The following is a 26,151-nucleotide window of genomic DNA, read 5'->3' as shown; positions in this document are numbered from 1 at the left end:
AGGCTGTTTCGAGTCACCTCGAAACAGCCTCTCACCTGCACGTATGCAAGTCGGGACGACAGGATTTGAACCTGCGACCCCTTGACCCCCAGTCAAGTGCGCTACCAAGCTGCGCCACGTCCCGGCCGCGTCTCCCACGGGTGTTCCGTGTGATCGCGCAGGTAAACCCTACCTCACACGCGCGGCCGGCCGGACTGGCGGAGGTCAGCCCCCGGTGGTGACGGTCTCGCGGACGTCCGTGGCCCCGGTGACCACCCGGCGCGCGGCCCGCCGTACCGGAACGAGCAGGGCGGCCAGCGCCGCCGCCAGGCACAGCACGGCGAGCAGGGTGAAGCCGTGGGTGTATCCGGACTCGTACGGCAGGCCCGAGGGCTGCAGGTGACCGGTGACCAGGACGCTGGTGACCGCCGCGCCGATGGAGCCGCCGATGGTGCGGATGTTGGCGTTCATACCGGTCGCGGCGCCGGTCTGGTCGGCCGGGACGCTGCCCACGATCAGGTTGGCCATGGAGGCGAAGGCGAGCCCGATGCCGAGGCCGAACAGGCCCGCGACCACGGCGATCTGCCACCGCTCGTCGTGCCAGAGGGCGAGGAACCCGCAGGCCACCGCACCCAGCGCGGCACCGGTGGTGAGCAGGGCCTTCGCGCCGACGACCGGCTCCAGACGGCCGCTGAGCACACCGGAGAGGAACATCGCCACCAGCATCGGCAGCATGAGCAGCCCGGCGGCGGTGACGCTCGCGCCGAAGCCGTATCCGGCCGACGAGGGTGTCTGGACGAAGCCCGGCAGGAAGGACCAGATCGAGTACATTCCGGCGCCGAAGAGCAGCGCCGCGGTGTTGGTGGTCCACACGGCCGGCAGGCGCATCACCCGCAGGTCGACCAGCGGGCTGCGGGAGCGGGCCTCGGAGTACAGCCACAACGCGAACAGCACGACGGCGACGCCGAAGAGGCCGAGCACCCGGGCCGATCCCCAGCCCCACCGGCCGGCCTGGCTGAGCGGCAGCAGCAGCGCGACCAGCCACGCGGACAGCAGGACCGCACCGAGCCAATTGACGTTCCCCTGCGCCCTGTTGGGCGACTCGGGCACATAGCGTACGGCGATCAGCGTGGCGGCGATCACGATGGCGACCGGGATCCAGAACAGCCAGCGGTAGTCGAGCGCGGTCACGATGGGCCCGGCGGCGACCATGCCGACGCCACCGCCGGCGGCGATCACGGCGGACAGGTTGCTGATGGAGCCGCTCACCCGGGACGCGGCGAACTCGTCCCGGATGATGCCGAAGGAGAGCGGGACCAGGGCGCCGCCGACACCCTGGACCACCCGGGCGACGACCAGGACGCCGATGTTCGGCGCGAGCGCGGCAAGGAGACAGCCGACGGCCACCGTCGCGAGGACGCCGACGAGCGTGCGCTTCTTGCCGATCAGGTCGCCGACGCGGCCGAGGATCGGCGTGAAGATCGAGGCGGACAGCAGATAGGCGGTCATCACCCAGGTCACGGTGGACTGCGAGGTGTGCAACGCGTGCTGGACGGTCGGCAGGGCCGGCGCTATCAGCGACTGCAGCATGGCGAACACGCCGGCACCGGTCGCGAGGACCGCGAAGGTGAGGCGGGTGGACTTGCGGGGCATGAAGAGCCTCTCCGAACGAACGGGGTGCGGCCGGAGCCTCTGGGGAAGCGGTCGCGGAAAGGGCGATGGAGGCACCTCGACTGCTAAAGTGGAGGTGCGCCTCCACTCTAGCGGAGGCATGCCTCCGCTTCAACTCGTTCCGGAGGTTCATCTCCGTTTCAACCTCGGGAGGCAGTCGTGACCGCCCCGTCGCCGTTCCCCGTCAGCGAGATCGTGGCGTCCCGCCGACCGCATCGGAAGGACGCCGCCCGCAACTACGACGCCCTGCTGGTCGCCGCCCGTGAGGCGTTCGCGGAGCACGGCGCGGAGGCGTCCCTGGAGGACATCGCACGGCGCGCGGGCGTGGGCATCGGCACGCTGTACCGGAACTTCCCCACCCGCCGCCATCTCTTCGAGAGCGTCTACGCGGACGAGGTGAACACCCTGGTGCAGGTGGCCCTGGAGGTCGCCGACCAGGAGCCCTGGCAGGCGCTGACGGCGTGGCTCGACCAGTTCGCGGACTACATGGTCACCAAGCGGGCCGTGCGCGAGGCCCTCAACGACGAGTCGGAGATCTTCGCCGCCTGCCGGGAGTCGATGTACGCGGCGGGCGGCCCGCTGCTCACCCGGGCCCAGGAGGCGGGGGAAGCGCGGAGCGACATGAACTTCGTCGACCTGCTGCGGATGGTCGCCGGCATCATGGCGACGGCGTTCGACGACGACGCCCAGCGCGATCGCGTCCTGTCCATCGCCCTCGACGGGGTGCGCACGTCCCGCTGAATCCCACCAGTCAGGACCCGCCTGTCCCTCTCTTGCCTGACGCAAGTAAGTTCAGCCCCATGCCCTTCCTGGCCAGGCCCGCGGTGGCCTCTCTCGCCGCCAAGACGATGCAGCGCGCCACCACGCTGGCGAACCGCCGGGCGCACGGGCCCGGCTCGACGGCCGACCACCTCGCCCGCTTCCCGGAGTTCGCGCGAGACACCCGGGAACTGACGGTTCCGACGTCCGTGGCCCCTGCCCCCGTGACGGTGTACGCGCCGGCGTCCGCCGCCCCGAACCCGCCCGTCCACGTCAACTTCCACGGCGGCGGGTACGTCATGTCGATGCCGGAGATCGATGACGGACTGTGCCGCTTCCTGGCCGCCGAGGCGGGTGTGGTGGTCGTCAACGTGAAGTACGTCGTCGCTCCCCAGCACCCGTTCCCCGGGCCGCCCCGGCAGGCCTACGAGGTGGTGCGCTGGGTCGCCGAGCACGGCGGCGAGCAGGGCTGGGACGGCGACCGGCTCACCGTGGGCGGGCAGAGCGCGGGCGGCGGGCTCGCGGCGGCGGTGGCCCGGCAGTCCCTGGAAGAGGACGGTCCCGCCCTCGCGCTCCAGGTGCTGCACTATCCGCCGCTGGACCTGGCCACGGGGGCGCGGGACAAGAAGGCGGCCGTCGAGAAGCCTCTGCTGCGGCCCTGGATGGCGGACGTCTTCGACTCCTCGTACGTGCCGGATGCGCGACTGCGCGGTGATCGGCTGGTGTCGCCCGCGCATCCCTCGGACACGGCCGACCTCACGGGGATCGCGCCCGCGCTGGTGATCACCGCGGCGCATGATCTGCTCCGCGCGGAGGGGGCCCGGTATGCCGAGCGGCTGTCTGCGGTGGGCGCGCTGGTCGAGCACTTCGACGTCGCGGACGCGGACCACGGCTATGACGGGGAGGACGACGAGAAGGCCCGGGTCTCCTACGCGCTGATGGCCCGCCGGATCCGGGAGAGCGTCGCCTGAGAGCCCCGCGCCTCTGGGCAGGTACGACGACTCCCAGTTCCGAGGCGGGTCGGCCACAGCCACGGCCGCGCCGCGTTCGCCCGGGTACCGGGTAGTGGACGCCGTCGGCACCGTTCGCCCCGGCCCGGTGAAGTCGCCGAGCGTGCCGACGGAGTCGACCAGCCTCTTGAAGCCGAAGTGTCCGAGCGCGGCCGCGAAGATCTCGTCGGTGACGAAGTGCTCGTCGAGGATCTCCCGACAGAACCGGTAGAGGCCTGGTCGAGGCTCAGCTCAGGCCACCGGTGGCGTCCCGTGCGTGTGGAACGACGCGATGGTCTGCAGACCCCAGGCCTGTCCCTTCTTCCGCTCCTCCTCGGTCCAGGTGACGAGCGGCCAGTCGGGCGCCAGCACCAGCCGGGTGAGCGGGTTGCACAGCTCGATGCGGTTGCCGCCGGGCTCGTAGACGTACAGGAAGAACGTCTGCTGGATGGCGTGCTTGTGCGGGCCCGTCTCGATGAACACGCCCGTGTCGATGGCGAGATCGGCCGCGCGCAGGATGTCCTCGCGGGTGTCGGTCGCGAAGGCGATGTGGTGCAGCCGGCCCTCGCTGCCGGTCCAGTCCGAGGTGCAGACGACGTCGTACGACTTGTTCGTGTACGTCAGCCAGCGCGCCGCGATCCTCCCGCTGTCCAGCCGGATCTGCTCGGTGGGCCGGGCGCCGAGGACGTTCTGCTGGAACTCGGCGTTGGCGAGCACGTCGGCGGCGAGGAAGTTGATGTGGTCCAACCGCCGTACGCCGACTCCCCTGTTGGGCTTGGCCTGCGGCTGGTTCTTCAGCGCGGGCTTCAGCTCGTCGGGGGCCCGGTAGTACTCGCTCTCCCAGTACAGGGCGTGCTCGTGGCCGTCCGGGTCGGTGGTGACGTAGAGCTTGCCGAGGCCGGGTTCGTCCTCGACCCACTTGCCGGTGCCGCCCGCCTCCTCAACTGCCTTGATACGGCGGTGAAGTGCCTCCTCGGCGGAGGTGCGCAGGGCGAGCCGGCCGAGGCCGGGCTGCTCGCGCGCGGTGAGGACCAGGCTGTGGTGCTCGTAGTCGTCGTAGGTGCGCAGATAGACCGTGTCGCCGTCCTGGCCGTTGACCGTGAGGCCGAGGAAGTCGGTGAAGAAGGCGACGCTGGCGTCCAGGTCCGGGGTGAAGAGCTGGGTGTGGCCGATGTGGGCGATGTCGCCGAGGGGCGGAGTCATCAGCGACCTCCTGTGGGTCGGTCGGCGGCCCGGGGGAAGACGGTGCCGTCGAAGATCTTGCGGGCGGTACGGACCACGGCGGTCCGGCGGGCGCGGGGCAGACCGTCGGGTGTGGTCCCGAGGCTGCTTTCGATGTCCAGGAATCCGGTGGGATGTTCTATGCGGACACGGTCGTCGTCTGGATCGACCACCGCGAGCCCGGCGCCCACGCCGCCGTCGATCCGAAGGCCCGCGGCCACACTGGCCGCGCCCAGGACACCGATGGAGGTGTGACAGCGCACCGGGATGAAGGTGCGGGTGGTGACAGCACCGCCGTCACGGGGCGCGGCGAGCAGGGTGAGCTTGGGGACGGTGTCCTCGGAGACGTCACCGAGGCCCATCAGGCGGCCCGCCTCCAGACGGATGATGTGCAGGCGCTCGGCCAGGGCCGCGTCCTCCTCCAGGGTCCGGGGCGACTCGTAGCCGGTGACCTCGAGGGAGCCGGCCGATATGAGGACGGTCGGCATGCCGTTGTTCACGCAGGTCACCTCGACGCCGGCGATGACGTCGACGGCGTTGCCGGTGGGGAGCAACTCCCCCGCACCGGGCGGGAACTCGATCACCACGGGTGCGGCCGTCCCCGGCACGCCCGAGATCTCGGCGTCCCCCGTGTAGTCCACCCGGCCGCCGGGGGTCGGGAAGGTCGCCGTGGCGTGGTCCCCGGTGTTGACCATGCGGATCCGGACGGAGGTCTCCTGCTCCCCCGCCGGAACGAGTCCGCGTTCCACGGCGAACGGGCCGACACCGGCGAGGATGTTCCCGCAGTTCTGACGGTCACTCACCTCGGGCCGGTCGAGCGCGACTTGGAGGAAGAGATAGTCCACGTCGGCCGCGGGATCGGCGGACGCCGAGACCACGGCGACCTTGCTGGTGAGCGGGTGCGCACCGCCCAGTCCGTCGATCTGCCGCTCGTCCGGGCTGCCCATGATCCGCAGCAACAGGTCGTCGCGCAGGGCGGGTTCGGCGGGCAGGTCGTCGGCGAGGAAGTAGGCGCCCTTGGAGGTGCCGCCCCGCATCAGCAGACAGGGCACCTCCTCGGGTGGCGAGGTCACGGCCGCTCCCCTTCGTACTCCTCGTACGTGCGGTACTCCACACCGAGTCTCTTCAGCGTCTCCCGCAACCCGTAGCGGTCCAGGCCGAGTTGGCCGTCGAGGAACGCGGCGCGGGTGGCGGCCTCCTTCGCCTCCCGGGCCTCGGACCGCTCCACCGTCTCGCCGGCACGCTCACGCGGGACGACCACGACCCCGTCGTCGTCGGCGAGGATCACGTCGCCGGGGCGGATCCCCTGGCCGTCGATGGCGATCGGCACGTTGACCGAGCCACCCGTGGCCTTGACGGTGCCCTGCGAGGAGACCGCGCGGGACCAGGCGGCGAAGCCCATCTCGCGCAGCTCCTGGGTGTCGCGGATCCCGGTGCTGGTGACGACCCCGCGCACCCCGCGCTGCTTCAGGGCGGTCGCGAACAGCTCGCCGAACAGGCCGTCCGTGCACGGGGATGTGGTGGTGACGACCAGGATGTCGCCCTCGCCGCACTGCTCGACGGCCGCGTGGATCATGAGGTTGTCGCCGGGCCAGCCGATCACGGTGACCGCGGTCCCGGCGACGCGTACGCCCTGTTGGACGGGGCGAACGTCCGGGCCCAGCAGTCCCGTTCGGCCCATCGCCTCGCTGACGGTGGCCACGCCGAACCGCGCGAGCGCGTCGACGTCCTTCAGGTCCGCCTTGGGCGGGTTGGTGACGATCACGCCGCTCATGCCAGCTCCTTCGCGATCTGCGGGTAGGGACGCATGTACGCCTCGGCCATGGTCTTGTGGGCCAGGCCCAGGTTCGGGCCCGCGTTGCGCTTGAGCTGGACGCCCCGGCGCACGGCGAGGTCGGTGTAGTAGTCCCACAGGTGCTGCTGGGCACCGAGGCACTCCATGGCCTTGCGCTTGGTGTCCCAGACCTCGGTGATGTCGAGGAGGACCTCGGGCCTGAAGCCGCTCATCTCGGGCTGGTGGGGCTCGAAGTAGAAGACCGGCGGGGCGCCGATGATCTCGCCCTCACCCGGGTAGCCGATGGCTTGCGCGAGGACACGGGCCTCCAGAGCCATACGGTTGGCGGCCGGATGGTCGCCGTTGTACGGGTCCTCCACCGCGTGGGTGAGCACGACGTCGGGCTGGGTGGCCCGGTAGACCTCGACGAGCTTGTCGGTCAGTTCCACGGTGGCGACCAGCGGGTAGTCGCCCGCGTCGAAGAAGCGGACCTCGGCGCCGAGGGCGGCGGCGGCGCGCTCGGCCTCGTCCCGGCGTATCGCCTTGATCTCGTCGAGTTTCCTGCCCTCGCGCCAGGCCTTGGCGGACTCCCCGCGCTCACCGAAGGTCAGACAGGCGATGGTGACCTTCTCACCGCGGGCGGCGGCCAGCGCGACGGCACCGGCGGCGCGCCACACGAAGTCCCCGGCGTGCGCGGTGATGACCAGTGTCGAACGTGGGCGGGCGGGCGCGCCTGACTGCGTCATTGCTCGAATCTCCTCGGCGTCGACAGATGTGCGCCCGCCTCGCGCGGCTCAGTCGCGCAGCGCCTCGATCACGCTGGTGAGGTGGGCGCGGACGGCCTTCTCGGCCGCCTGCGGATCCCTGGACCTGATCGTCTCGATCATCGCCAGATGCTCGTTCAGGGAGTGCTGCGGACGCCCCGGCCTCAGCGCCAACTGGAAGCGGTGCCGCACCAGTTGGGCGTTCAGCCGCTCCAGCAGATCCCCTGCGGTCTGCTGGCCGGAGAACTCCCGCACCCTGGCGTGCAGCGCTTGGTTGAGCTCGGAGTAGGTCACCGGCTCGCCGTCGGCCACGGCCTTGGTCATCGCCGTGCCCAGTTCGGTCAGCTCGGCGAGCTGCTCGTCACTGGCCAGGGTCGCCGCCTTGGCCGCGCACAGTCCTTCGAGGACCATGCGGCACTCGGTGATGGCGACCGCCTCCTCGACGGTCACCACCCGCACCCGGGAACCCCGGTTGCGGATCCGCTCCACGAGGCCCTGGGCCTCCAGATCGATGAGCGCGGCCCGGATGCTGGCCCGTGTCACACCGAACTGCTCGGCGAGCTCGTTCTCCACCAGCCGCTGCGCCGGCGCCATCTCGCCGTGCAGGATCGCCTGCCGCAGCTGCGCGAACGCATGCTGCTTGGCCTGCTCTCCGGTGCTCGGACGGGCTTCCTTCGGCATCGTTGCCCTCCCTGAGTGAGTGCCTGTCGAACCTAAAACTAGCCAAACAAGATTGTCAACAATTTTGTCCGCCGTATCCCGCGCATGGCCGCGCATGGCCGCCGTCGCACCGTCGACACACCGCCCCGTGATGCCAGGGGGCTGCGGGCTGTACGTGCCGTACGGCTTGCGCGTCCCGCACCGCGCACGGAGCCGGTCCCGGGCCACAGCCGCCAAGTCGCGGCACCGAGGGCTCGGCGAAGCATCGGCAGCCATCGCACACGGCGGCCGGTACGGACCGCGATCACCGAGTCGCACCACCGGCCACCCGGCACCCGGTACCCCACGGCACACCCAGGGACGGCCCGAGGTCAGGTCAGCTCACGGACCGGCTCGTCGGCCTCGGCTCGGCGCGCACTGAGCAGTTGTTCGTCTCGCGGAGGTCACCGACAACGGACGGGACATGCCGACGGGCCGGCGACCGGGGTTCGTCGCCGACGTTCGCGTACATGGCGTGACCGTCACATGGGGCTCACGGCGGACGTCCGGGCCGGGAGGTCGAGCGGAGTCTCGGTGTGGACGAGGAAGTCGTGGACCAGTCGCCGGAAGAGCACGGCGAGATGCTCCAGCTCCTCCGGCGTCCACTCCGCCAGGGCGAGTGCCACGCCCCGGCGGCTCACCTCCCGTATGCGTTCCACCGCCGCCAGGCCCGCATCCGTGAGCTGCACGCGCTGGGCCCGGCGGTCCTCGGGATCGGCGACGCGCACGACATACCCGCCCCGCTCCAGCTGTCGTAGCTGACGGGTGACGTGGGAGGCCTCCACGGTGAGCCGGACCGCCAGCACCCCCGGCCGCACCGGATCGCTCGCGGCGAGGTTGCGCAGGATCGCCACCGCGGCCCGATCCAGATCCAGCCCGGCCAATGCCATCAGCCGCTCGTGCTGCCGGGCCCTGCCGGCCAGGTAGGTCATTCGGCTGAGAACGTGCTCGATCTCGACCACGTTCGCCGATACGGCTGCCGCCGACGCGGGATTCTGTGCGGGCATGAGCGCCACCTCAGAGGTAGTTGCCTTACTTAAGCAAATTCCAGATGATTGCTTGACTTAAGTAACTCGCATGTGCTTGCCTAAGTCAAGCAAGACGAACACAGACGGGGCCCGCGCCGAGCGGACACGGGCCCTCGCGCCCGACCTGTGGGGACAGGGGAACGGCGCGGTCGTCGGGCCCGGCGGACGGACCACTCCCCCCTGTCCGCCGCCGGGCCCGTCGGCACCATCCGGCAGCACCCTCCAGAAAGTGAGACACCCCATGGCCACGATGAAGTCCGTCCTCGCCGCGAAGGACAAGGTCGACGTGGTGGACGTCGAGCGGCCCGCACCCGGCCCCAAGGACGCCCTCGTGCGGATCCGGGCCTGCGGGATCTGCGGCACGGACACCTTCTTCCTCCATCTGGGCGGCATGCCCGCCGGCCCGGACGGATCGATGCGGGCCATCCCGCTCGGCCACGAGCCGGCCGGCGAGGTCGTCGCGCTGGGCTCCGAGGTGCAGGGCCTGAAGATCGGCAACCGCGTCGTCGTCAACCCGCAGGGCGTGCCCTCGGGCATCATCGGCTGCGGCGGCGACATCGGCGGCATGGACGAGTACCTGCTCATCGAGAACGCCGAAGTCGGCACGAGCGTCGCCGTCCTCCCGGACGACATGCCCTTCGACGTCGCCTCCCTCAACGAGCCGATGGCGGTCGCCCGGCACGCCGTCAACCGCTCCGCGGCCAAGGCCACGGACAAGGTGGTCGTGTTCGGCGCCGGGCCCATCGGTCTGGGTGCCACGATCTGGCTGAAGCTGCGCGGGGTGGAGCACGTGACCGTGGTCGACATCATCCCCGGGCGCCTGGAGACCGCGCTGGCGGTCGGCGCCGACGCGGTCGTCAACTCCGCCACGGAGGACCTCACGGCCCGGCTGACGGAGTTGCACGGACCGGCCGCCAACGCGCTGGGCCAGCCGCGGGCCGGCACGGACATCTACCTCGACGCGGCAGGGGCCCCGGCGGTCTTCGACTCCGTGATCGCCAACGCCAAGTGGCACGCCAAGCTGGTCATGGTCGCCGTGCAGAAGAAGGGGGAGGTCGACCTCGGCGGCATGCTGCGCAGCGAGCTCACGCTGATCGCCTCGCAGGGCTATCCGACCGAGATCTTCGAGGTCACCGCCGAACTCGTGGAGCACCGGGAGCGGTTCGCGAAGCTCATCAGCCACCGGGTGCCGTTCGGTGAGGTGGGCCGGGCGTTCGAACTGGCGCTGACGCCGGGGGCCGCGGAGAAGGTGGTCGTGACCTTTGACGGCGATCAGGCATAGGTGCACGTCCGACAGCGCCGCGGTGTGCCGTCGCGTGTCCGCGGCCCCGTCGCGGCCTGTCGCGCGGTTCCCATCGCCCCTTGAGGGCGCGGGGGCGCACCGCATCGGACAGGGACCCCCACCCCATGAACGACAATCTGCAGGATCTCCCCCACGACCGTCCCCGTATCTCCGACACGGCGTCCCTCCTCGCCCTCTTCGCCTGTTCTCTGCCCGGGAGTCTCCTCACCCTGCCGGGTGAGGATCCCGTGGTCAGCTGGTGGCCGGGTGTGCTGTTGACCGGGCTGTCCTGTGTCGCGCTGCTGTGGCGCCGGAACCGGCCTCGCGCCACGGCCGCCGTGGCCATCACCTGCGCGACCGTCGTGTCCGCGTGCGGCTACATCGTCACCGTCCTCCTGCTCGGCCCCCTCATGGTCGCCCTCTACACCCTGGCCCTGCGCACGAACCGCAGGACCGCGAACACCTTCGCCCTCGCGGGCATCGCCTGTCTGCTGTCGGCGGCCCTGCTGGCCGGCCCCGGTGACGAACCCCTGGTTCTCAAGCTGATCGGTCCCACCGCGTGGCTGTTGCTGCCCGTCGCCCTCGGCACCTCGGCCCGGCTGCGCGGCGCCTATCTGGAAGCCGTGCGGGCCAGGGCCGAGCACGCGGAACGCACCCGGGAGGAGGAGGCCCGGCACCGGGTCACCGCCGAGCGCGTACGGATCGCCCGCGATCTGCACGACGTGGTCGCCCATCACCTCCTCCTGGCCAACATGCAGGCGGGCGCGGTCAGCCGCATGCTGCCGGCGCGGCCGGGCGAGGCCGGGAGGATCGCCGTCGAACTGGCCGGCACCACCTCATCGGCACTGCGCGAACTCAAGGCCACCGTGGGCCTGTTGCGGCAGCACGCCGACCGTGAGACGGACGCCGACAAAGCGCCGGAGCCCACCCCGGGGCTCGCCCGGCTGCCGGAACTCGCGGCTTCCTTCCGGCACGCCGGGCTCACGGTCGCCCTCGTCACCGAAGGGCCGCCGGGGGCCCTGTCCGCCGGTACCGACCTCACGGCGTACCGCATCGTGCAGGAAGCCCTCACCAACATCACCAAGCACGCGGCGGTCGACACGGCGGAGGTACGGCTCGTCCACCGCGCCGACAGCGTGCTCGTATCCGTCACCAACGACGGCAGCGCGCGCTTCGGCCCCCTCTCCCCCGGCGACGGCTACGGCCTGATCGGCATGCGGGAGCGGGTCCGCTCGGCCGGTGGCCGGATCCGGACGGGACATCGTCCGCAGGGCGGCTACGAGGTGGTCGTCGAGCTGCCGTACGGCCTGGAGGAACCGGCCCGCCGAGCCGTGTAGCCCAGCGCACATCAGATTCAACTTGCTTAAGTCAATCAATTGCGATTCACTTGAGTGAGTCAAGCAATCCCTTGTTCACGACGGAGGCCCCAGCCATGTCCGACGCCCTTGCCCGACCCGCCGAAGCGGGGTCGTTCTCCCCGCCGAAGCCGAACGCCGTGGTGGCGGTGCTGGCCCTGGCCGGAATCGTCGTCTCGCTGATGCAGACCCTGATCATCCCGATCGTCCCCGAGCTCCCCAAGCTCCTGAACGCCGAGGCCTCCGACACCGCCTGGGCGGTCACCGCCACCCTGCTCGCCGCGTCCGTGGCCACCCCGGTCGTCGGACGGCTCGGCGACATGTTCGGCAAGCGCCGCATGCTGCTGCTCAGCATCGTGCTGCTGGTGTCCGGCTCGGTGGTCTGCGGCCTCGCCGACTCCCTCGTCCCGATGATCATCGGACGTGCCCTGCAGGGCCTGGCCGCAGCGGTCGTACCGCTCGGCATCAGCATCATGCGGGACGCGCTGCCGGCCGACCGGCTCGCCGGGTCCACCGCGCTGATGAGCGCCTCGCTCGGTGTCGGCGGTGCGGTGGGACTGCCCGCCGCCGCGTTCATCGCCGACAAGTGGGACTGGCACATCCTGTTCTGGGTCTCCGCGGGCCTCGGCACCGTCGCCTTCGCCCTCGTCCTGCTGGTCATCCCCGAGTCGAAGGTGCGCGCCCCAGGCCGTTTCGACCTCGTCGGCGCCATGGGTCTGTCGGCCGGTCTCGTCTCCCTGCTGCTGGCCGTCTCCAAGGGCGGTGACTGGGGCTGGACCAGCGGCTCCACGCTGGGCCTGGGCATCGCCGCGATCGTGATCTTCCTCGGCTGGGGCTGGTGGGAGCTGCGCAGCACGCAGCCGCTGGTCGACCTCCGTACGACCGCCAAGCCGCAGGTCCTGTTCACCAACCTGGCCTCGGTCGCGCTCGGCTTCTCGATGTTCGCGATGTCCCTGGTGCTCCCGCAGCTCCTCCAGCTGCCCTCGCAGACCGGCTACGGCCTGGGCAAGTCCATGCTGACCGTCGGTCTGGTGCTGGCTCCGCAGGGCCTGGTGATGATGGTCATGTCCGCGGTGTCTGCGAAGGTCACCAAGGCCAAGGGCCCGAAGGTCACCTTGATGATCGGCGCGCTGATCGTGGCCGGCGGCTACGGCCTGAACCTCCTCCTGATGTCCGAGGTCTGGCACCTGGTCCTGGTGTCCTGCGTCATCGGCGCCGGCATCGGCTTCACCTACGGCGCGCTGCCCGCCCTGATCATGGGTGCCGTCGACCCCACCCAGACGGGTGCCGCCAACAGCCTCAACACCCTGATGCGGTCCCTGGGCACCTCCTTCGCCAGCGCCCTCGCCGGCGTGATCCTGGCCCAGATGACCACCGACTTCGGCGGGTTCGCACTGCCCTCGGAGAACGGCTTCAAGGTCGTCATGGCGATCGGTGCCGGGGCCGCGCTGCTCGCCTTCCTCGCCGCGACCTTCATTCCGCGTCAGCGGCAGGCGGCCCAGGCTGCCCCGGCCGACGGTCCGGTGGAGCCCGCCGAGGTCACCGCCAAGGCGTAGGTCCGGGTCGCACGGCCGTCACCCTTCTTCGGGGTGGCGGCCGTTCGGCGTGCATGACGGCAGCTCCGTACGCCTGCCTACTTGATCAGGGCGTTCGCGACCACGACCACCACTCCGAGCATCGCGTCCACCACCCCGATGGTCACCGCGACGGCCCACGACCGGTGCGACCAGCGGGCCGTGACCAGGCCGAGGGCGAACAGGAGGGTGATGTTGAGGACGAAGGCCGCGTACTCGACGCCGTTGGCCGGCCACCAGCCCCAGCCGGCACCGGCCAGCAGGGCGACCGTCGGCAGGACCGCGGCGACCAGGGGCCACTCGTCGGCGAGGGTGCGCAGCGCGTCCCAGCGGCGGTGCGGGGCGCGCTCGGCGATGTAGTGGGCGTAGCCGTGCGCGAGGGCGGAGGCGAGGGCGGTCACCAGCAGCCAGAGGGCGTCGTAGCGGCGGCTGTCCCGTGAGGTGTGCCCGTACTGGGTGAGGGCCGCGACCATGGAGCAGGCCAGGACCGAGCCGTAGACGCCGCCGAAGAGGACGGCCTCACGGGTGTCGTGCTGGTGCGGCCGGGACGCGGCAGCCTCGGTGTCCGCCATGCCCACCACGATCACCCGTGTCCCGGCAGGCCGCCAGTCCACGACAGGATGTCCTCCCACCTGCGCCGACACTGCACACACTGTCGGCGGACCGGAGGCGAAGCGCCCCGCTAGGGTCGCCTCATGGACCACAGTTTCGTACTCCACATCCCCGACGCCGAGCTCGAGTCGGAGCCTCTCGCACGGGAGCAGATCGTCTCCGGAACACCCGAGGTGACCGGGAAGGTGGTCTGGGAGTCGGAGGACGGACGACAGCTGAGGGGCATCTGGCAGATCACCCCGGGGGTCGTCACGGACACGGAGGCGGACGAGCTGTTCGTCGTCGTCAGCGGCTCGGCGACCATCGAGATCGAGGGCGGACAGACCTTGCGCGTGGGACCCGGCGACATGGCCGTGCTGCGCGAAGGCGACCGTACGACCTGGACGGTGCACGAGACCCTGCGCAAGGCGTACGCGATCAACCTGTGAACGGGCCCGCCGTCGTGCCCCGGATCTCCAGCACCGGCGTCGCGAGATCCGTACGGCCCGCCCCCCCGCGCCCCTCGAACCGGTCGAGCAGACAGCGTGCCGCGCGGCGGCCGACCTCGTGGCTGGCGTTGTCCACGGTGGTGAGCCAGACGTGGCGCAGCCGGGCGATGCTCGTGTTGTCGTAGCCGACGACGGAGAGGTCGCGCGGGACGCTCAGGCCCAGTTCCTCGGCGGCGGACAGGGCGCCGATGGCCGCGATGTCGTTGAAGGCGAAGACGGCCGTCGGCCGGTCCGTGCGGCTGAGCAGGCGGACCGTCGTGCGGTAGCCGCCCTCCTCGGTCGTGTCGCTGGGTTCGACGACCGCCTCCCCCGCGAGACCGTGCGCCCGCATGGCCGCCTCGAAGCTGTGCCGGCGCAGCTCGCCGACCGCGCCGTATCCCGCGATGTGCGCGATGCGCCGGTGTCCGAGCCCGATCAGGTGCTCGGTGACCAGACGGGCGCCGCGCTCGTCGTCGTTGGCGACGATGTCCACGCCCGGCAGTCCCGGTTCGCGGGCGCCCGCCACCACCACCGGGAGCTGCTCGGCCACGGCGCCCAGCGCGGCGGGGTCGGGCAGCGTGCCGACCACGACCAGGCCGTCGACGCCGAGGTCGAGGAAGGGACCCGCCGGGTCCTGTCCGGTGCGGCGGTTGAGGCGGGCGTCGGCCAGGAGCATGCGCAGGCCGTTGTCGTGCAGGAGCGAGTTCAGGCCGTCGAGCAGGTCGACGAACCAGGGGTTGCGCAGGTCGTTCAGGAGGACACCGACCGTGCGGGTGCGTTGCTCGCTGAGGCTGCGGGCGGCGGCGTTCGGGCGGTAGCCGAGCTCGCGCACGGCCCGCAGCACGGCCTCCCGCTTCTCCGGGCGCACCTGGTCGGAGCCCCGCAGCACGAGTGAGACGAGCGACTTCGAGACACCGGCCCGGCCGGCCACATCGCGGATCGTCGGCGGTCTCATGAGCATGGACCGTTCCATGCGCCGGTGCGGCTTGTCAAAGGGTTGACAGCGAGCGGAGACGGCACCCAAGGTGACCTGGACAGAATATGGACCGGTCCAAAAAGGTGGCTCCCCCATGGTCGATACGCTCGGTGTCGCCGTCGTCGGATTCGGCTGGATGGGGCGGGTGCACACCCAGGCGTACGCCCGGGTTCCGCACCACTACCCCGAACTCGCCCTGCGTCCGCGGCTCGTGACCGTCGCCGAGGAGGTGCCGGGACGGGCCGAGGAGGCCGCCGCGCGGTTCGGGTTCGCCTCGGCCACCCGCGACTGGCGCGAGGTCGCCGCCGACCCGCGCGTCCAGGCCGTCAGCATCACCGCGCCGAACTTCCTGCACCGCGAGATCGGTGTCGCGATGGCCGAGGCCGGCAAGCACATCTGGATCGAGAAGCCGGTGGGTCTGACCGCGGAGGACGCCCGCGCGGTGGCCGACGCGGCGGCCGGGGCCGGCGTACAGAGCGCGGTCGGCTTCAACTACCGCAACGCGCCCGCCGTGGAGAGTGCTCGCGAGCTGATCGCCTCCGGCGAGCTCGGCACCGTCACCCATGTCCGCGTCCGGCTGTTCAGCGACTACGCGGCCCATCCGCAGGGCGCCCTCACCTGGCGCTACGAGCGGGAGCGCGGCGGCAGCGGAGTGCTCGGCGACCTCGCGTCGCACGGCGCCGACCTGGCCCGTTTCCTGCTCGGTGACATCGTCTCGCTCACGGCCGACACGGCGATCTTCCTGCCGGAGCGCGCCCGCCCCACCGGAGCCACCGCCGGGCACACCCTCGCGACCGGAGAGCTCGGACCGGTGGAGAACGAGGACTACGTCAACTGCCTGCTGCGCTTCGCCTCCGGCGCCCGTGGCGTCCTGGAGGCCTGCCGGGTCTCGGTCGGCGAGCAGAACAACTACGGCTTCGAGGTGCACGGCACGAAGGGCGCGGTGTTCTGGGACTTCCGCCGCATGGGCGAGCTGGGCATCAGCCGCGGTACGGCCTACCAGGACCAGCCGGTCAGCACCGTGCATGTCGGCCCGGGCGACGGCGAGTTCGGTGCCTTCCAGCCGGGTGCGGCCAACGCCATGGGCTACGACGACCTGAAGGTCGTGGAGGCGTACCGCTTCCTCCGGTCGGTCGCCGAGGGCACGTCGTACGGGGCCACGCTGGCGGACGCCGTACACAGCGCCGCCGTACTGGACGCCATGTCCCGGTCCGCGGAGAGCCGTTCGTGGGTGGAGCTGTCTGTCTGACGGTCCCGACGGAGAGGGGAGCGAGGTGGACTACGGCATGTTGTACGGCGTGACCACCTGGATCGGCGAGGCCATCGTCGGCCCCGCCGGCGGCAGCGCCCCGTGCGCCCGCATCACGATGTGACACGCCTCCCGCATGTCCTGCCGCAGGTCGTGGTGGAGCACTGCGGACAGCCGGTGTTCGCGCAGCAGCCGGTCGTTGTCGTGGTCCAGGTCGTGGGCCACGAACACCGCGCACTCCCTGCCCAGATCCTCGAAGGCCCGGAGGGTGGCGATGTTGCCGCCGCCGATCGAGTACACCGCGCGGATCTCCGGATCCCGCTCAAGGGCGGCCCGGACGAGGTCGTACTGTGTGGCGTCCAGTCCCTGTCCCTCGGCGATCTCGACGAGCGTGCGATCCGGGTGCCGGGTACGCATGGCGCTGCGGAAGCCCATCTCGCGCTCCTCCTCGTTGCGGAAGAAGCCGCTGCTCAGGCTGGTGAGGACGTTGCCGGGGCGGTCGCCGAGCCACTGGCCCGTCAGATACGCCGCCGTCGCGCCGGCGGCCCGGTTGTCGATGCCGACGTAGGCGAGACGGGCCGTGGAGGGCAGGTCGGTGACCAGGGTGACCACGGGGATGCCCGCCTCCGCGAGGCGGCCGACGGCCGCGGCGACCTCGGGGACGTCCGGGGCCTTGAGGATCACGCCCTGGGAGCCCCGGCGCGCTATCCGGTCGAGGATCTTCGTCAGTTCCGCCACCGGGCCCGTCTCGCGGAAGTGGAAGCGGGAGCGCAGGACGGCGGGGTGCAGGGCGGGCAGCTCGGCCTCCAGGGCGGCGCGCACGGCCGTGGAGAAGCGCTCCGGCGTCTGCATCACTATGTCGATCATGAAGGTGCGGCCGACCAGCCGGACCTGGGTGCGCTGCCGGTCCAGGTCGGTGATGGCCTGCTGGACCTCGCGGGCCGTGCTCTCCCGGACGCCTCCCCTGCCGTTCAGGACCCGGTCGACGGTGGCCTCGCTCAGCCCCGCCTGACGTGCGATTTCCCGGATCGGGAACGGGTGTCCCACGTGTGTGCTCCTTGAGGGGTTTTTGATGGCCGCCTGCTGGTTGTTCGACGCCTTTGTCATGACAAGAATGACAGCGCTGAGTCGCCCCTGTCACCGAGAGGACGTCGATGTCCTTCACCGCCGTACACCGCCGCGCCTGGCTGTCCTCGCAGGACTGCGACCTCGATTCGTTCCGCACGCTCGTCGAGCGGACCGCCGACCCCGCCGACTACCCGCACGCCTCGGGCGTGGAGCGGAACGTCCTGCTGTACGACGCCGAGCGGGTCCTCGGTGTCGAGGACCGCCGGGAGGTGCAGGAGGAGCTGGTGCGGGCCCTGACCGACGGCCCCGGGGTGGTGATCTTCCGGGGGGCGTTCGCCGACCACGGGGTGGTCGACCGGTTCACCGAGGTCTTCGACTCACTGATCCGCGAGCAGTACGCGGCGGGCACGACCGCCGGCGACCACTTCGCGAAGCCGGGCGCCAACGAGCGGGTGTGGAACGCGCTGGAGAAGGCAGCCCTCTACGACCCCTCGGCGTTCGCCGACTACTACGCCGATCCCGTCCTCGCCCTGGTCTGCGAGGCCTGGCTCGGCCCCGGTTACCAGGTCACCTCGCAGGTCAACGTGGTCAACCCGGGCGGCCTCGCGCAGACCGTGCACCGCGACTACCACCTCGGCTTCCTCTCCGACGAGGTCGCCGCGGCCTATCCGGCGCACGTGCACCGGCTCTCCCCCGTGCTCACGCTCCAGGGCGCCGTCGCGCACTGCGACATGCCGGTCGACTCGGGGCCCACGCTGTACCTGCCGTTCTCGCAGATGTTCGAGCCCGGTTATCTGGCATGGCGGCGGCCGGAGTTCCAGGCGTACTTCAAGGAGCACCACGTCCAGCTGCCGCTCGCGAAGGGCGACGCCGCCTTCTTCAACCCGGCGCTGTTCCACGCGGCCGGGACCAACCGCACCACGAACGTGCGGCGCATGGTCAACCTGCTCCAGGTGTCCTCGGCCTTCGGGCGGGCCATGGAGACCGTGGACCGGGAGGCGGTGTCCAACGCCGTCTACCCGGTGCTGCTGCGGCGCAGGGCCGAGGGCGCCGACGCGCAGTGGCTGGACAACGTGATCGCCGCGAGCGCCGAGGGCTACCCCTTCCCCACCAACCTCGACAGCGACCCGCCGGTCGACGGCCTGGCCCCGCCCTCGCAGGCGGACCTCGTACGGCTCGCGCTCGCCGAGGGCTGGAACGCGCGAGTACTCAGGGACGCGCTGCGGGCAGGCGCCGACCGGCGCACGAGCTGACCCGGCACGAGTCGCACACCATCCGAAAGGCACTGGCACATTCATGGGACTTCTCGACGACAAGGTCGTCCTCGTCAACGGCGGCAGTCAGGGCGTGGGTGCCGCCATCGCCCGCGCAGCCGTCCGTGAAGGGGCCCTCGTGGCCGTCACCGGCCGTCGGCCCGAGCCCGGTGAGGCGCTGTTGGCCGAGCTGGCGGAGGCCGGCGGCAAGGCGCTGTTCGTCCGCGCCGACCTCGCCGACGCCGAACAGGCCAAGGCGTCCGTCACCTCGGTCGTCGAGGCGTACGGCCGGGTCGACTGCCTGGTGAACTCCGCCGGACTCACCTCCCGGGGCACGCTCCTCGACACCACGCCCGAGCTGTTCGACCAGCACATCGCGATCAACCTGAAGGCGCCGTTCTTCGCGATGCAGGCGGCGGTCGCGGACATGGTCGGCCGTAAGGCGCCCGGCACGGTCGTCAACATCATCACGTCCTCGGCGCACGGCGGGCAGCCGTTCCTCGCTCCCTACGTCGCCGCGAAGGCCGGCCTGATCGGGCTCACCCGCAACGCCGCGCACGCGCACCGGTGGGACCGGGTGCGGATCAACGGCCTCAACATCGGCTGGACGGCGACCGAGGGTGAGGACGCCACCCAGAAGGCCTTCCACGGCGCCGGTGACGACTGGCTCGACGAGGCCGCCGCCAAACTCCCCATGGGCAAGCTCGGCCAGCCGGACGAGATCGCCGACTTCGTGGTCCTCCTGCTGTCCGACCGGTCGGGCGTGGTGACCGGATCGGTGATCGACTGGGACCAGAACGTCCTCGGCGGCCTCGACTGACCCCTCCCCTCCCCCGCTCTCCCCGCTCCCCGCTCACTGGGGTGCCCTCGAAAAAACCGCTCGCACGTACCGCTTTCTAGGAGCTGCACCCTCATGCGCATCGGAATCCTCGGCCTCGGCCGCATCGGCGCCTTCCACGCCGAGACCCTCTCCGGACTCGACGTGGTCGAGTCGCTCGTCCTCACCGACCCCTTCGCGCAGGCCGCCAAGTCGGCCGCCGAGCGGTTCGGCGGCGAGGTCGTGGACTCGCCCGAGGCCCTGCTGGCCGCCGGCGTGGACGGCATCGTGGTCGCGGCGGCCACCGACGCCCACCCGGGGCTGATCCTGGCCGGTGTCGAGGCCGGCATCCCCGTGTTCTGCGAGAAGCCCGTCGCCAAGCACATGAGCGAGGGCGTCCAGGTCCTCAAGGCCGTCGAGGGCAGTGACGTGCCGATCCAGATCGGCTACAACCGCCGCTTCGACACCGGCTTCGTCAACGCGCGGGCCGCCGTGCAGTCCGGCGAGCTGGGCAAGCTGCACACCGTGCGCTCGACGACGCTGGACCCGGCTCCGCCGCCGGCCGCGTACATCGCCGCCTCCGGGGGCATCTTCCGGGACTGCTCGGTGCACGACTTCGACATCATCCGCTGGGTGACCGGCCGCGAGGTCGTCGAGGTGTACGCCGTCGGCGGCAACCGGGGCGCCGACTTCATCAAGGAGGCGGGCGACGCCGACACCACCGGCGCGATCCTCACCCTCGACGACGGCACCATCGCGGTGATCTCCAACTCCCGCCACAACGCCCGGGGTTACGACGTCCGCATGGAGATCCACGGCTTCACGGACTCCATCGCGGTCGGCCTGGAGGACAAGCTGCCGCTGCGCTCGGTCGAGCCCGGTGTGACCTTCCCCGCGGGTACCCCGCACGACTTCTTCATGGACCGCTTCACGGCCGCCTACCGCGCCGAACTCACCGCGTTCACCGAGGTCGTGGCCGGCACCCGGCCCTCGCCGTGCACGATCGCGGACGCCCTGGAGGCGGGCTGGATCGCCGAGGCGTGCACGCTGTCGCTGCACGAGCACCGCCCGGTGACGATCGCCGAGGTCCGCTCCGCCTGAGCCCTGCCCTGTGTCCCGGGCCATCGCACTTGGGCCCGGGACACAGGTGTGTGAACGCTCCGCCCCCGACGCCCGTTTACGGTCACGTGATCTCTCCGTACGACCATGAGAGCCTCCCACGCCCGACCGATCCAGGAGTCACGACCATGCAGGAGTTACGCGACACCGCCGGACCCCGAACCGTGGCCGTCGTCGGCGCCGGACCGGGCGGTCTCGCCGCCGCCCGTGAACTGGAGCGGGCCGGGCACCGGGTGACCGTCCTGGAGGAGCAGGCCACGGTCGCCGGAAAGTGCCAGAGCGTGCACGTCGACGGGCGCGCCTACGACCTCGGCGGCCATATCTGCACCAACAGATACGAACGGATCGCGCGGTTGCTGACCGAGACGGGCCTGGAGACGGAGCGCACCAGCCGCTACCGCGTCCTCGACACCGACGGGCGCGCGGTCCGGCAGTCGATGGAGTTCCTGCGCGACGGCGCCCTCCAGCGCTACCGGGCGCTGCGCGAGCGGGAGTTCCCCCGTATCGCCGAACCCGGGCTCGCCCACTCGGCGCCGGCGCTCGCCGCTCCGGTGACCGAATGGCTCGCCGAACATGAACTGACGTCCATGGCCGACTCCTTCGGCACCGGGTACACGGCAGCCGGATACGGCCACCTCGACGAGGACATACCCGCTCTGTACTTCGTCAAGTACGTCGAGATGACGGGGCTGTTGGACCCCGGACCCGAACTCCGGGGCCACCCGGGCGACTTCACCGTCATGGGCGGGTTCGGCTCGCTGTGGCGGCGGGTCGCGGAGGAGCTGAAGGACGTGCGGTGCGGGGTGCGCGTGACGTCGGTCGTGCGGGGCGCGGACGGGGTGCGGGTGTGCACCGACTCGGGCCCGGTCGAGGCCGACGACCTGGTCCTCGCCGTCACACCGGACCGGATCCTGCCCGCCCTGGACGCCACCGCCGAGGAGCGCGACCTCGCCGCGCGGATCCGCAGCAACGCGTACCGCACCACCCTCGCCGACGCGTCCGGCCTGCCCGAGGACGCCTTCTACTTCCTCGCCGGCCACACCGCGAGCCGCGCGAGTGCCGGTCACTGTGTCTCGTACCACCACCGCTACCCGGACAGCGACACCCGGACCTTCTACTCCTACGGCCGCCCCGACGACGCCACCGCCCTGCTGCGGGGGGACGTCACGGCGCTCGGCGGGCGTCTGGGCGAGGTGCGACTGCGGCGTGAGTGGGCGTTCATGCCGCACTTCGGCGGCGACGACCTCAGGGACGGGGCCCTGGACCGGCTCGACGCGCTGCAGGGCCGTAACCGCACCTTCCACGTCGGCGCGCTGCCCGCCTTCGAACTGGTCGAGTGCGCGGTCGCCCACGCCCAGGATCTCGCGCGCCGCCACTTCCCGCCCGTGCGGGGCACACTGACCCGGCAGGACCACCGTCCCGCCACCATCGAGGAGGAACCGCAGACATGAGCGAACCGCTGCGCATCGGAGTGCTGGGAGCCGCGCGGATCAGCGAGAGCTCGCTGATCGGCCCGGCCCGGGCGTCGGGTCACCGGGTCGTCGCGGTGGCCGCGCGCGACCGGTCCCGCGCCGAGGCCTACGCGGCGGAGCACGGTGTGGAGCGGGTGGCGGGGTCGTACGCCGAGCTGATCGCCGACCCCGAGGTCGAGGTCGTCTACAACCCGCTCGCCAACGGTCTGCACGGACCGTGGAACCTGGCGGCACTCGCCGCCGGCAAGCACGTCCTGAGCGAGAAGCCGTCGGCGAGCAACGCCGAGGAGGCCGCGGAGGTGCGGGAGGCGGCCGCGAAGGCAGGGACGGTCTTCATGGAGGCCTTCCACTACCTGTTCCACCCGGTCACCCGGCGGCTGCACGAGATCCTCGAGAGCGGTGAGATCGGCGAACTGCGGCACGTCGAGGCCCTGGTGGCGATCCCCGCGCCACCGGACACCGACCCGCGCTGGTCCCTGCCGCTGGCCGGCGGTGCCGTGATGGACCTGGGCTGTTACAGCCTGCACGCGCTGCGCATGCTGGCCCCGTGGGCGGGCGGCGCACCGCGGCTGGTCGCCGCGCGCGGCGGGGAGCGGGCGGCGGCGCCGGGGGTGGACGAGTGGCTGGACGCCGACCTGGCCTTCCCCGGCGGTGCGACCGGGTCGGCGCGCTGCCACATGGCGTACGACCGGCTGGAGATGAGCTGCCGGATCACCGGTTCACGGGGCGAGGTGCTCGCGCCGAACTTCGTGCTGCCGCAGCGCGACGACCGGGTCGTGGTGCGTACCGCGGACGGCGAGCGCACCGAGCGGCTCGGCACCCGGTCGTCGTACACCTACCAGCTGGAGGCGTTCGCGGACCGGGTGCGCGGGGGCGCGCCGCTGCCGCTGGACGCGGACGACGCGGTGTCGACGATGACGCTGATCGACGCCGCCTACCGGGAGGCCGGGTTCGAGCCGCGGCCGCGGTCGGTCAGGTGACGCACCTACGTCTCGAGCAGCTCCGCCAGCTCGCGCCGGGCACTCAACTCCTTCTCCGTCCGGCCCAGTTGGCCGAGCACATCGGCCAGGCAGTCCAGCGCCGCCGGCAGCTCGGCCGCCCCGTGCGGTCTGCGGGCCTCGGCCACCGCTTCCGCGGCGCAGGCGTGTGCCTCCGCCGGGTCGCCGGTGGCGCTGTGGCAGCGGGCGAGGTCGATCAGCAGCCGGACCCGCAGCGGCAGCATGATCGCGGGCACGGACCAGGCGATGGCGCCCCGCGCGGCCTCCCTGGCCTCGGGGCCCACGCCGAGTGCGTCCTCGTATCGCTCCAACGCCACCAGCCCGCCGACCAGTTCGGCCAGGACTCGCGGCCGCACCAGCGCCACGCGTGCCGACTCCCGCAGCGACATGGCGGCGAGGAGCGCGGCGCACTCCTCGTACACGGCCACGGACTCCTGCCGGCGGCCCGCCGCGGCGAGCACAAGACCGTATGTCCGCAGCGCGCCGGGCAGGGTGCCGAACAACCGCTCCCGGCGCCCCGGGGCGGACCGGGCGCGGTACAACTCCGCGGATTCCCGGGCGGCCGTCACGGCCTCGTCGATCCGGCCGGCCCCCAGAAGCGCCTGCGCGCGCTGATGGGTGACGAACGCGGTCAGCGCCGGTGACAGCCGGGCGTCCGGGAGGGCCAGTGCGGCGTCGGCGGCCTCGCACGCCTCCTCCTCGCGGTTGTTGAGCACGAGCGCGTAGGCCCGCAGCGCCTGGGCCCGGCAGAGCCCGTCGGTCCGGCCGGGCAGCGAGCCGTACACGGCGACCGCCTCCTCGGCCCAGGCGAGCCTCCGGGCCGCCGACGGTATCCACAGCAGAACCCAGCCGGGCATGACGCAGTGCAGCAGCACCGCCCCGAGCAGCGGTCCGCCCTGTGCCGGAGCCAACCGGGCCGCCGCGCGCGGCAAAGGCAGCAGTATCCGTACGAGTCCCATACGCACCCCCTCGCCGCCCCGCCGGGGACAGCCGCGTCATGGTTGCACAGCGGGTCACGCCGATGCCGCGATTCCCCCTGTACGTAACGAGCATGGGGGAACTTCGCGGAACTCCTCCCGTACGGCCGGAAGTCAGCCGTACAGCTCGGGCCGCTCGACGAGTTCCACCGTCACCCGGCCGCCCTCGTCCAGCGAGCGTACGCCCGCCTCGCACACGGCGGCCGCGGCGTAGCCGTCCCAGACGCTCGGGCCGGTGACCTCGCCCCGGCGGGTGGTGTCGACCCAGGCCTGGACCTCGCGGTCGTAGGCGTCGGCGAAGCGTTCGACGAAGTCCTGGGCGATGGTGCCGCCCCAGCGTCCGGCCATGTCGGTGACCAGGGCGTGGCCGTCGCCGATGCGGGCGGTGCCGCGTTCGCAGACCGCCTCGGCCCGGACCTGGTAGCCGAAGCCGCAGTTGACGAAGATCTCCACGTCGGAGAGGGCGCCGCCGTCGGTCTCGAAGACGACGAACTGCGGGTCCTGGAGGCCGTCGGGGGCGTTCGCCGACGGCGTCGGGCGCAGTACCGTGACCGCCGTGATCTCGTGTCCGAGCAGCCAGCGGGTCACGTCGGCCTCGTGGGCCACGGAGTCGCTGATCAGCATGGAGCTGGTGAAGAAGGACGGGCTCGCGGCGTTGCGGTGCCGGTTGTGCAGCATGAGCGGCCGCCCCAACTGACCGGTGTTCAGCAGGGCTTTGAGCTTCATGTACTCGGCGTCGTAGCGCCGCATGAAGCCGACCTGGGCGCGCCGGTGGCCCAGTTCCCGCTCGGCCGCCATGACGCGCAGGGCGGACGCCGCGTCGGGGGTGAGCGGTTTCTCGCACAGCACCGGCAGGTCGTGTGCGAAGGCCTCGAGGAGCGCCGCCTCGTGGGCGGGGCCCGGCGAGGCGATCAGGACGGCGTCGACGTCGGCCGCCGCCATCGCGGACGCCGGGTCGGTGTAGGCGGTGCAGCCCTCGACGCGGGCCGCGATCTGTTTGGCGCGTTCCGCGTCCACGTCCACGACAGCGCTCACCCGTGCGCCGCTGACGGTCTCGTGGATACGGCGGACGTGGTCGGCACCCATCTTGCCGGTGCCGACCACGGCGACGCGCAGGGTGCCTCGCTCGGTCATGATCGTCCTTTCAGGCGCCGCAGGACCTCAGGAACGTGCGGGTGCGTACCGCGATCGGCAGCGGCCGGTCCGGCTCGCACGGGTACATGTCCTGCTCGACGATGGCGAACAGCTCGACGCCGAGCTGCTGGGCCGCGACCAGGACCGGCTCCAACTCAGGTACGCCGGACGGCGGTTCGCACATCACCCCGCGCTGTACGGCCGGGCCGAAGGGGACCTCGTTCTTGACGACGTCCGCGAGGATCCCCGGGTCGACCTGCTTGAGGTGCAGGTAGCCGATGCGTTCGCCGTACGTCTCGATGAGCTTGACGCTGTCGCCGCCGCAGTAGGCGTAATGGCCCGTGTCCAGGCAGAGGTTGACGAGGTCGGAGTCCGTCGAGTCCAGGAAGTGCTCGACGTGGTCCTCGGTGTCGAGGTGGGTGTCGGCGTGCGGGTGGACGACGATGTCCAGGCCGTACACCTCCTTCACCTCGTGGCCGAGGCGTTCCATGCCCTTGGTCAGATGGGCCCACTGCTCGTGGGTCAGCTCCGGCGGCTCCAGGATCTCGGCCGTCCTGTCGTCGCGCCAGAAGGACGGGATGACGACGAGGTGCCGCGCGCCCATGGCCTGGGTGAGCGCGGCGACCTGGCTGACGTGCTCCCAGGTGGATTCCCAGACCGAGGGGCCGCGGTGCAGGCCGGTGAAGACCGTGCCCGCCGAGACCTTGAGGTGTCGCCTCGCGATCTCGTCGGTGAGCCGGGCCGGGTCGGTCGGCAGATAGCCGTACGGACCCAGCTCGATCCAGGAGTAGCCCGCCTCGGCCACCTCGTCCAGGAAGCGTTCCCAGGGCACCTGCCGCGGGTCGTCCGGGAACCAGACGCCCCAGGAGTCGGGGGCCGAACCGACACGGATGCGGTCCAGGGAGGCCGCCATG

At 71.5% G+C, this 26,151-nt stretch carries 25 protein-coding genes and 1 tRNA gene; 12 read left to right on the top strand and 14 right to left on the bottom strand.

The genetic code is table 11. The annotated features are described in order from the left end of the window. Positions 1-50 precede the first annotated feature (50 nt). A tRNA-Pro gene (locus ACFYRX_RS22370) sits at positions 51-124 on the bottom strand. Positions 125-204: 80 nt separating this feature from the next. After that, the gene (locus ACFYRX_RS22365) at positions 205-1,632 is read right to left on the bottom strand and encodes an MFS transporter (protein ID WP_389102334.1); all 1,428 of its coding nucleotides are present in this window, start codon (positions 1,630-1,632) and stop codon (positions 205-207) included. A 177-nt stretch (positions 1,633-1,809) separates the two neighbouring features. Between ACFYRX_RS22365 and ACFYRX_RS22360 the strand changes: the two genes are divergently transcribed. Together ACFYRX_RS22360 and ACFYRX_RS22355 are read left to right on the top strand one after the other, a co-directional pair. After that, positions 1,810-2,391 carry a TetR/AcrR family transcriptional regulator gene (locus ACFYRX_RS22360; RefSeq protein WP_389102331.1) on the top strand — a complete coding sequence of 194 codons (582 nt, stop codon included), beginning with the start codon at positions 1,810-1,812 and terminating at the stop codon, positions 2,389-2,391. A gap of 59 nt (positions 2,392-2,450) precedes the next feature. Next, positions 2,451-3,380 (top strand): alpha/beta hydrolase fold domain-containing protein, encoded by a 930-nt coding sequence (locus ACFYRX_RS22355; protein ID WP_389102328.1) that lies wholly within the window; start codon positions 2,451-2,453, stop codon positions 3,378-3,380. Between the two features lie 270 nt (positions 3,381-3,650). Here ACFYRX_RS22355 and ACFYRX_RS22350 read toward each other — a convergent pair whose 3' ends face one another. The 6 genes from ACFYRX_RS22350 to ACFYRX_RS22325 form a co-directional block, all read right to left on the bottom strand. After that, a complete protein-coding gene (locus ACFYRX_RS22350; RefSeq protein WP_389102325.1) occupies positions 3,651-4,601 on the bottom strand; it encodes a catechol 2,3-dioxygenase in 951 nt (316 codons plus the stop codon). Next, complete coding sequence (locus tag ACFYRX_RS22345) at positions 4,601-5,692, bottom strand: 4-oxalomesaconate tautomerase (RefSeq protein WP_389102323.1); 1,092 nt, start codon at positions 5,690-5,692, stop codon at positions 4,601-4,603. The genes ACFYRX_RS22350 and ACFYRX_RS22345 overlap by 1 nt, the downstream gene beginning before the upstream one ends. Further along, positions 5,689-6,393: a 4-carboxy-4-hydroxy-2-oxoadipate aldolase/oxaloacetate decarboxylase gene (locus tag ACFYRX_RS22340; RefSeq protein WP_389102320.1), complete on the bottom strand. Its 705-nt coding sequence runs from the start codon at positions 6,391-6,393 to the stop codon at positions 5,689-5,691. Before ACFYRX_RS22340 ends, ACFYRX_RS22345 begins: the two co-directional genes overlap by 4 nt. Beyond that, positions 6,390-7,139: a PIG-L deacetylase family protein gene (locus ACFYRX_RS22335; protein WP_389102317.1), complete on the bottom strand. Its 750-nt coding sequence runs from the start codon at positions 7,137-7,139 to the stop codon at positions 6,390-6,392. The genes ACFYRX_RS22340 and ACFYRX_RS22335 overlap by 4 nt, the downstream gene beginning before the upstream one ends. Positions 7,140-7,187: 48 nt before the next feature. Beyond that, the gene (locus ACFYRX_RS22330; RefSeq protein WP_389102314.1) at positions 7,188-7,838 is read right to left on the bottom strand and encodes a GntR family transcriptional regulator; all 651 of its coding nucleotides are present in this window, start codon (positions 7,836-7,838) and stop codon (positions 7,188-7,190) included. A 500-nt stretch (positions 7,839-8,338) separates the two neighbouring features. After that, on the bottom strand, positions 8,339-8,863 hold the full coding sequence (locus ACFYRX_RS22325) for a MarR family winged helix-turn-helix transcriptional regulator (protein WP_389102311.1): 525 nt from the start codon (positions 8,861-8,863) through the stop codon (positions 8,339-8,341). 262 nt (positions 8,864-9,125) lie between these two features. Between ACFYRX_RS22325 and ACFYRX_RS22320 the strand changes: the two genes are divergently transcribed. The 3 genes from ACFYRX_RS22320 to ACFYRX_RS22310 all read left to right on the top strand — a co-directional run bounded on the left by ACFYRX_RS22320 (position 9,126) and on the right by ACFYRX_RS22310 (position 13,077). Next, on the top strand, positions 9,126-10,166 hold the full coding sequence (locus ACFYRX_RS22320) for a zinc-binding dehydrogenase (protein ID WP_389102309.1): 1,041 nt from the start codon (positions 9,126-9,128) through the stop codon (positions 10,164-10,166). A 125-nt stretch (positions 10,167-10,291) separates the two neighbouring features. Next, positions 10,292-11,503, top strand: a complete 1,212-nt coding sequence (locus ACFYRX_RS22315; protein ID WP_389102306.1) for a sensor histidine kinase — start codon at positions 10,292-10,294, stop codon at positions 11,501-11,503. Between the two features lie 95 nt (positions 11,504-11,598). Continuing rightward, positions 11,599-13,077, top strand: coding sequence for an MFS transporter (locus tag ACFYRX_RS22310; RefSeq protein WP_389102304.1), 1,479 nt, complete (start codon positions 11,599-11,601; stop codon positions 13,075-13,077). A gap of 77 nt (positions 13,078-13,154) precedes the next feature. Here the strand turns inward: ACFYRX_RS22310 and ACFYRX_RS22305 are convergent, their stop codons facing one another. Beyond that, entirely contained in the window at positions 13,155-13,667 is a 513-nt protein-coding gene (locus tag ACFYRX_RS22305; RefSeq protein ID WP_389102301.1) for a hypothetical protein, read from the bottom strand. A gap of 123 nt (positions 13,668-13,790) precedes the next feature. Here ACFYRX_RS22305 and ACFYRX_RS22300 point away from each other — a divergent pair, with 123 nt between their 5' ends. Further along, positions 13,791-14,135, top strand: a complete 345-nt coding sequence (locus ACFYRX_RS22300) for a cupin domain-containing protein (RefSeq protein WP_389102299.1) — start codon at positions 13,791-13,793, stop codon at positions 14,133-14,135. Here ACFYRX_RS22300 and ACFYRX_RS22295 read toward each other — a convergent pair. Further along, complete coding sequence (locus tag ACFYRX_RS22295) at positions 14,125-15,129, bottom strand: LacI family DNA-binding transcriptional regulator (protein ID WP_389102729.1); 1,005 nt, start codon at positions 15,127-15,129, stop codon at positions 14,125-14,127. The genes ACFYRX_RS22300 and ACFYRX_RS22295 overlap by 11 nt on opposite strands. A 115-nt stretch (positions 15,130-15,244) precedes the next feature. Here ACFYRX_RS22295 and ACFYRX_RS22290 point away from each other — a divergent pair, with 115 nt between their 5' ends. After that, a complete protein-coding gene (locus ACFYRX_RS22290; RefSeq protein ID WP_389102296.1) occupies positions 15,245-16,399 on the top strand; it encodes a Gfo/Idh/MocA family protein in 1,155 nt (384 codons plus the stop codon). Between the two features lie 30 nt (positions 16,400-16,429). Here the strand turns inward: ACFYRX_RS22290 and ACFYRX_RS22285 are convergent, their stop codons facing one another. Then, positions 16,430-17,446, bottom strand: a complete 1,017-nt coding sequence (locus tag ACFYRX_RS22285) for a LacI family DNA-binding transcriptional regulator (protein ID WP_389102294.1) — start codon at positions 17,444-17,446, stop codon at positions 16,430-16,432. Between the two features lie 107 nt (positions 17,447-17,553). Between ACFYRX_RS22285 and ACFYRX_RS22280 the strand changes: the two genes are divergently transcribed. The 5 genes from ACFYRX_RS22280 (at position 17,554) to ACFYRX_RS22260 (ending at position 23,108) form a co-directional block, all read left to right on the top strand. Continuing rightward, the gene (locus ACFYRX_RS22280) at positions 17,554-18,720 is read left to right on the top strand and encodes a phytanoyl-CoA dioxygenase family protein (RefSeq protein WP_389102292.1); all 1,167 of its coding nucleotides are present in this window, start codon (positions 17,554-17,556) and stop codon (positions 18,718-18,720) included. A gap of 43 nt (positions 18,721-18,763) precedes the next feature. Further along, a complete protein-coding gene (locus tag ACFYRX_RS22275; protein ID WP_389102289.1) occupies positions 18,764-19,540 on the top strand; it encodes an SDR family oxidoreductase in 777 nt (258 codons plus the stop codon). A 93-nt stretch (positions 19,541-19,633) separates the two neighbouring features. Next, on the top strand, positions 19,634-20,638 hold the full coding sequence (locus ACFYRX_RS22270) for a Gfo/Idh/MocA family oxidoreductase (protein WP_389102286.1): 1,005 nt from the start codon (positions 19,634-19,636) through the stop codon (positions 20,636-20,638). 146 nt (positions 20,639-20,784) lie between these two features. Next, positions 20,785-22,107, top strand: a complete 1,323-nt coding sequence (locus tag ACFYRX_RS22265) for an FAD-dependent oxidoreductase (RefSeq protein ID WP_389102283.1) — start codon at positions 20,785-20,787, stop codon at positions 22,105-22,107. Then, positions 22,104-23,108 (top strand): Gfo/Idh/MocA family protein, encoded by a 1,005-nt coding sequence (locus tag ACFYRX_RS22260; RefSeq protein WP_389102281.1) that lies wholly within the window; start codon positions 22,104-22,106, stop codon positions 23,106-23,108. Before ACFYRX_RS22265 ends, ACFYRX_RS22260 begins: the two co-directional genes overlap by 4 nt. Before the next feature lie 5 nt (positions 23,109-23,113). Here ACFYRX_RS22260 and ACFYRX_RS22255 read toward each other — a convergent pair whose 3' ends face one another. The 3 genes from ACFYRX_RS22255 to ACFYRX_RS22245 all read right to left on the bottom strand — a co-directional run bounded on the left by ACFYRX_RS22255 (position 23,114) and on the right by ACFYRX_RS22245 (position 26,150). After that, entirely contained in the window at positions 23,114-24,085 is a 972-nt protein-coding gene (locus tag ACFYRX_RS22255; protein WP_389102279.1) for a hypothetical protein, read from the bottom strand. Between the two features lie 132 nt (positions 24,086-24,217). Beyond that, positions 24,218-25,237 (bottom strand): Gfo/Idh/MocA family protein, encoded by a 1,020-nt coding sequence (locus tag ACFYRX_RS22250; RefSeq protein ID WP_389102276.1) that lies wholly within the window; start codon positions 25,235-25,237, stop codon positions 24,218-24,220. Between the two features lie 10 nt (positions 25,238-25,247). Further along, positions 25,248-26,150, bottom strand: coding sequence for a sugar phosphate isomerase/epimerase family protein (locus ACFYRX_RS22245; protein WP_389102274.1), 903 nt, complete (start codon positions 26,148-26,150; stop codon positions 25,248-25,250). Between the last annotated feature and the right edge of the window lies 1 nt (position 26,151).

Origin of the sequence: Streptomyces sp. NPDC005374 (assembly GCF_042872225.1) — a bacterium.
Classification (GTDB): Bacteria; Actinomycetota; Actinomycetes; order Streptomycetales; family Streptomycetaceae; genus Streptomyces.
Note: the sequence above shows the minus strand (reverse complement) of the source record. Positions and strands in the feature narration are given on the sequence as shown.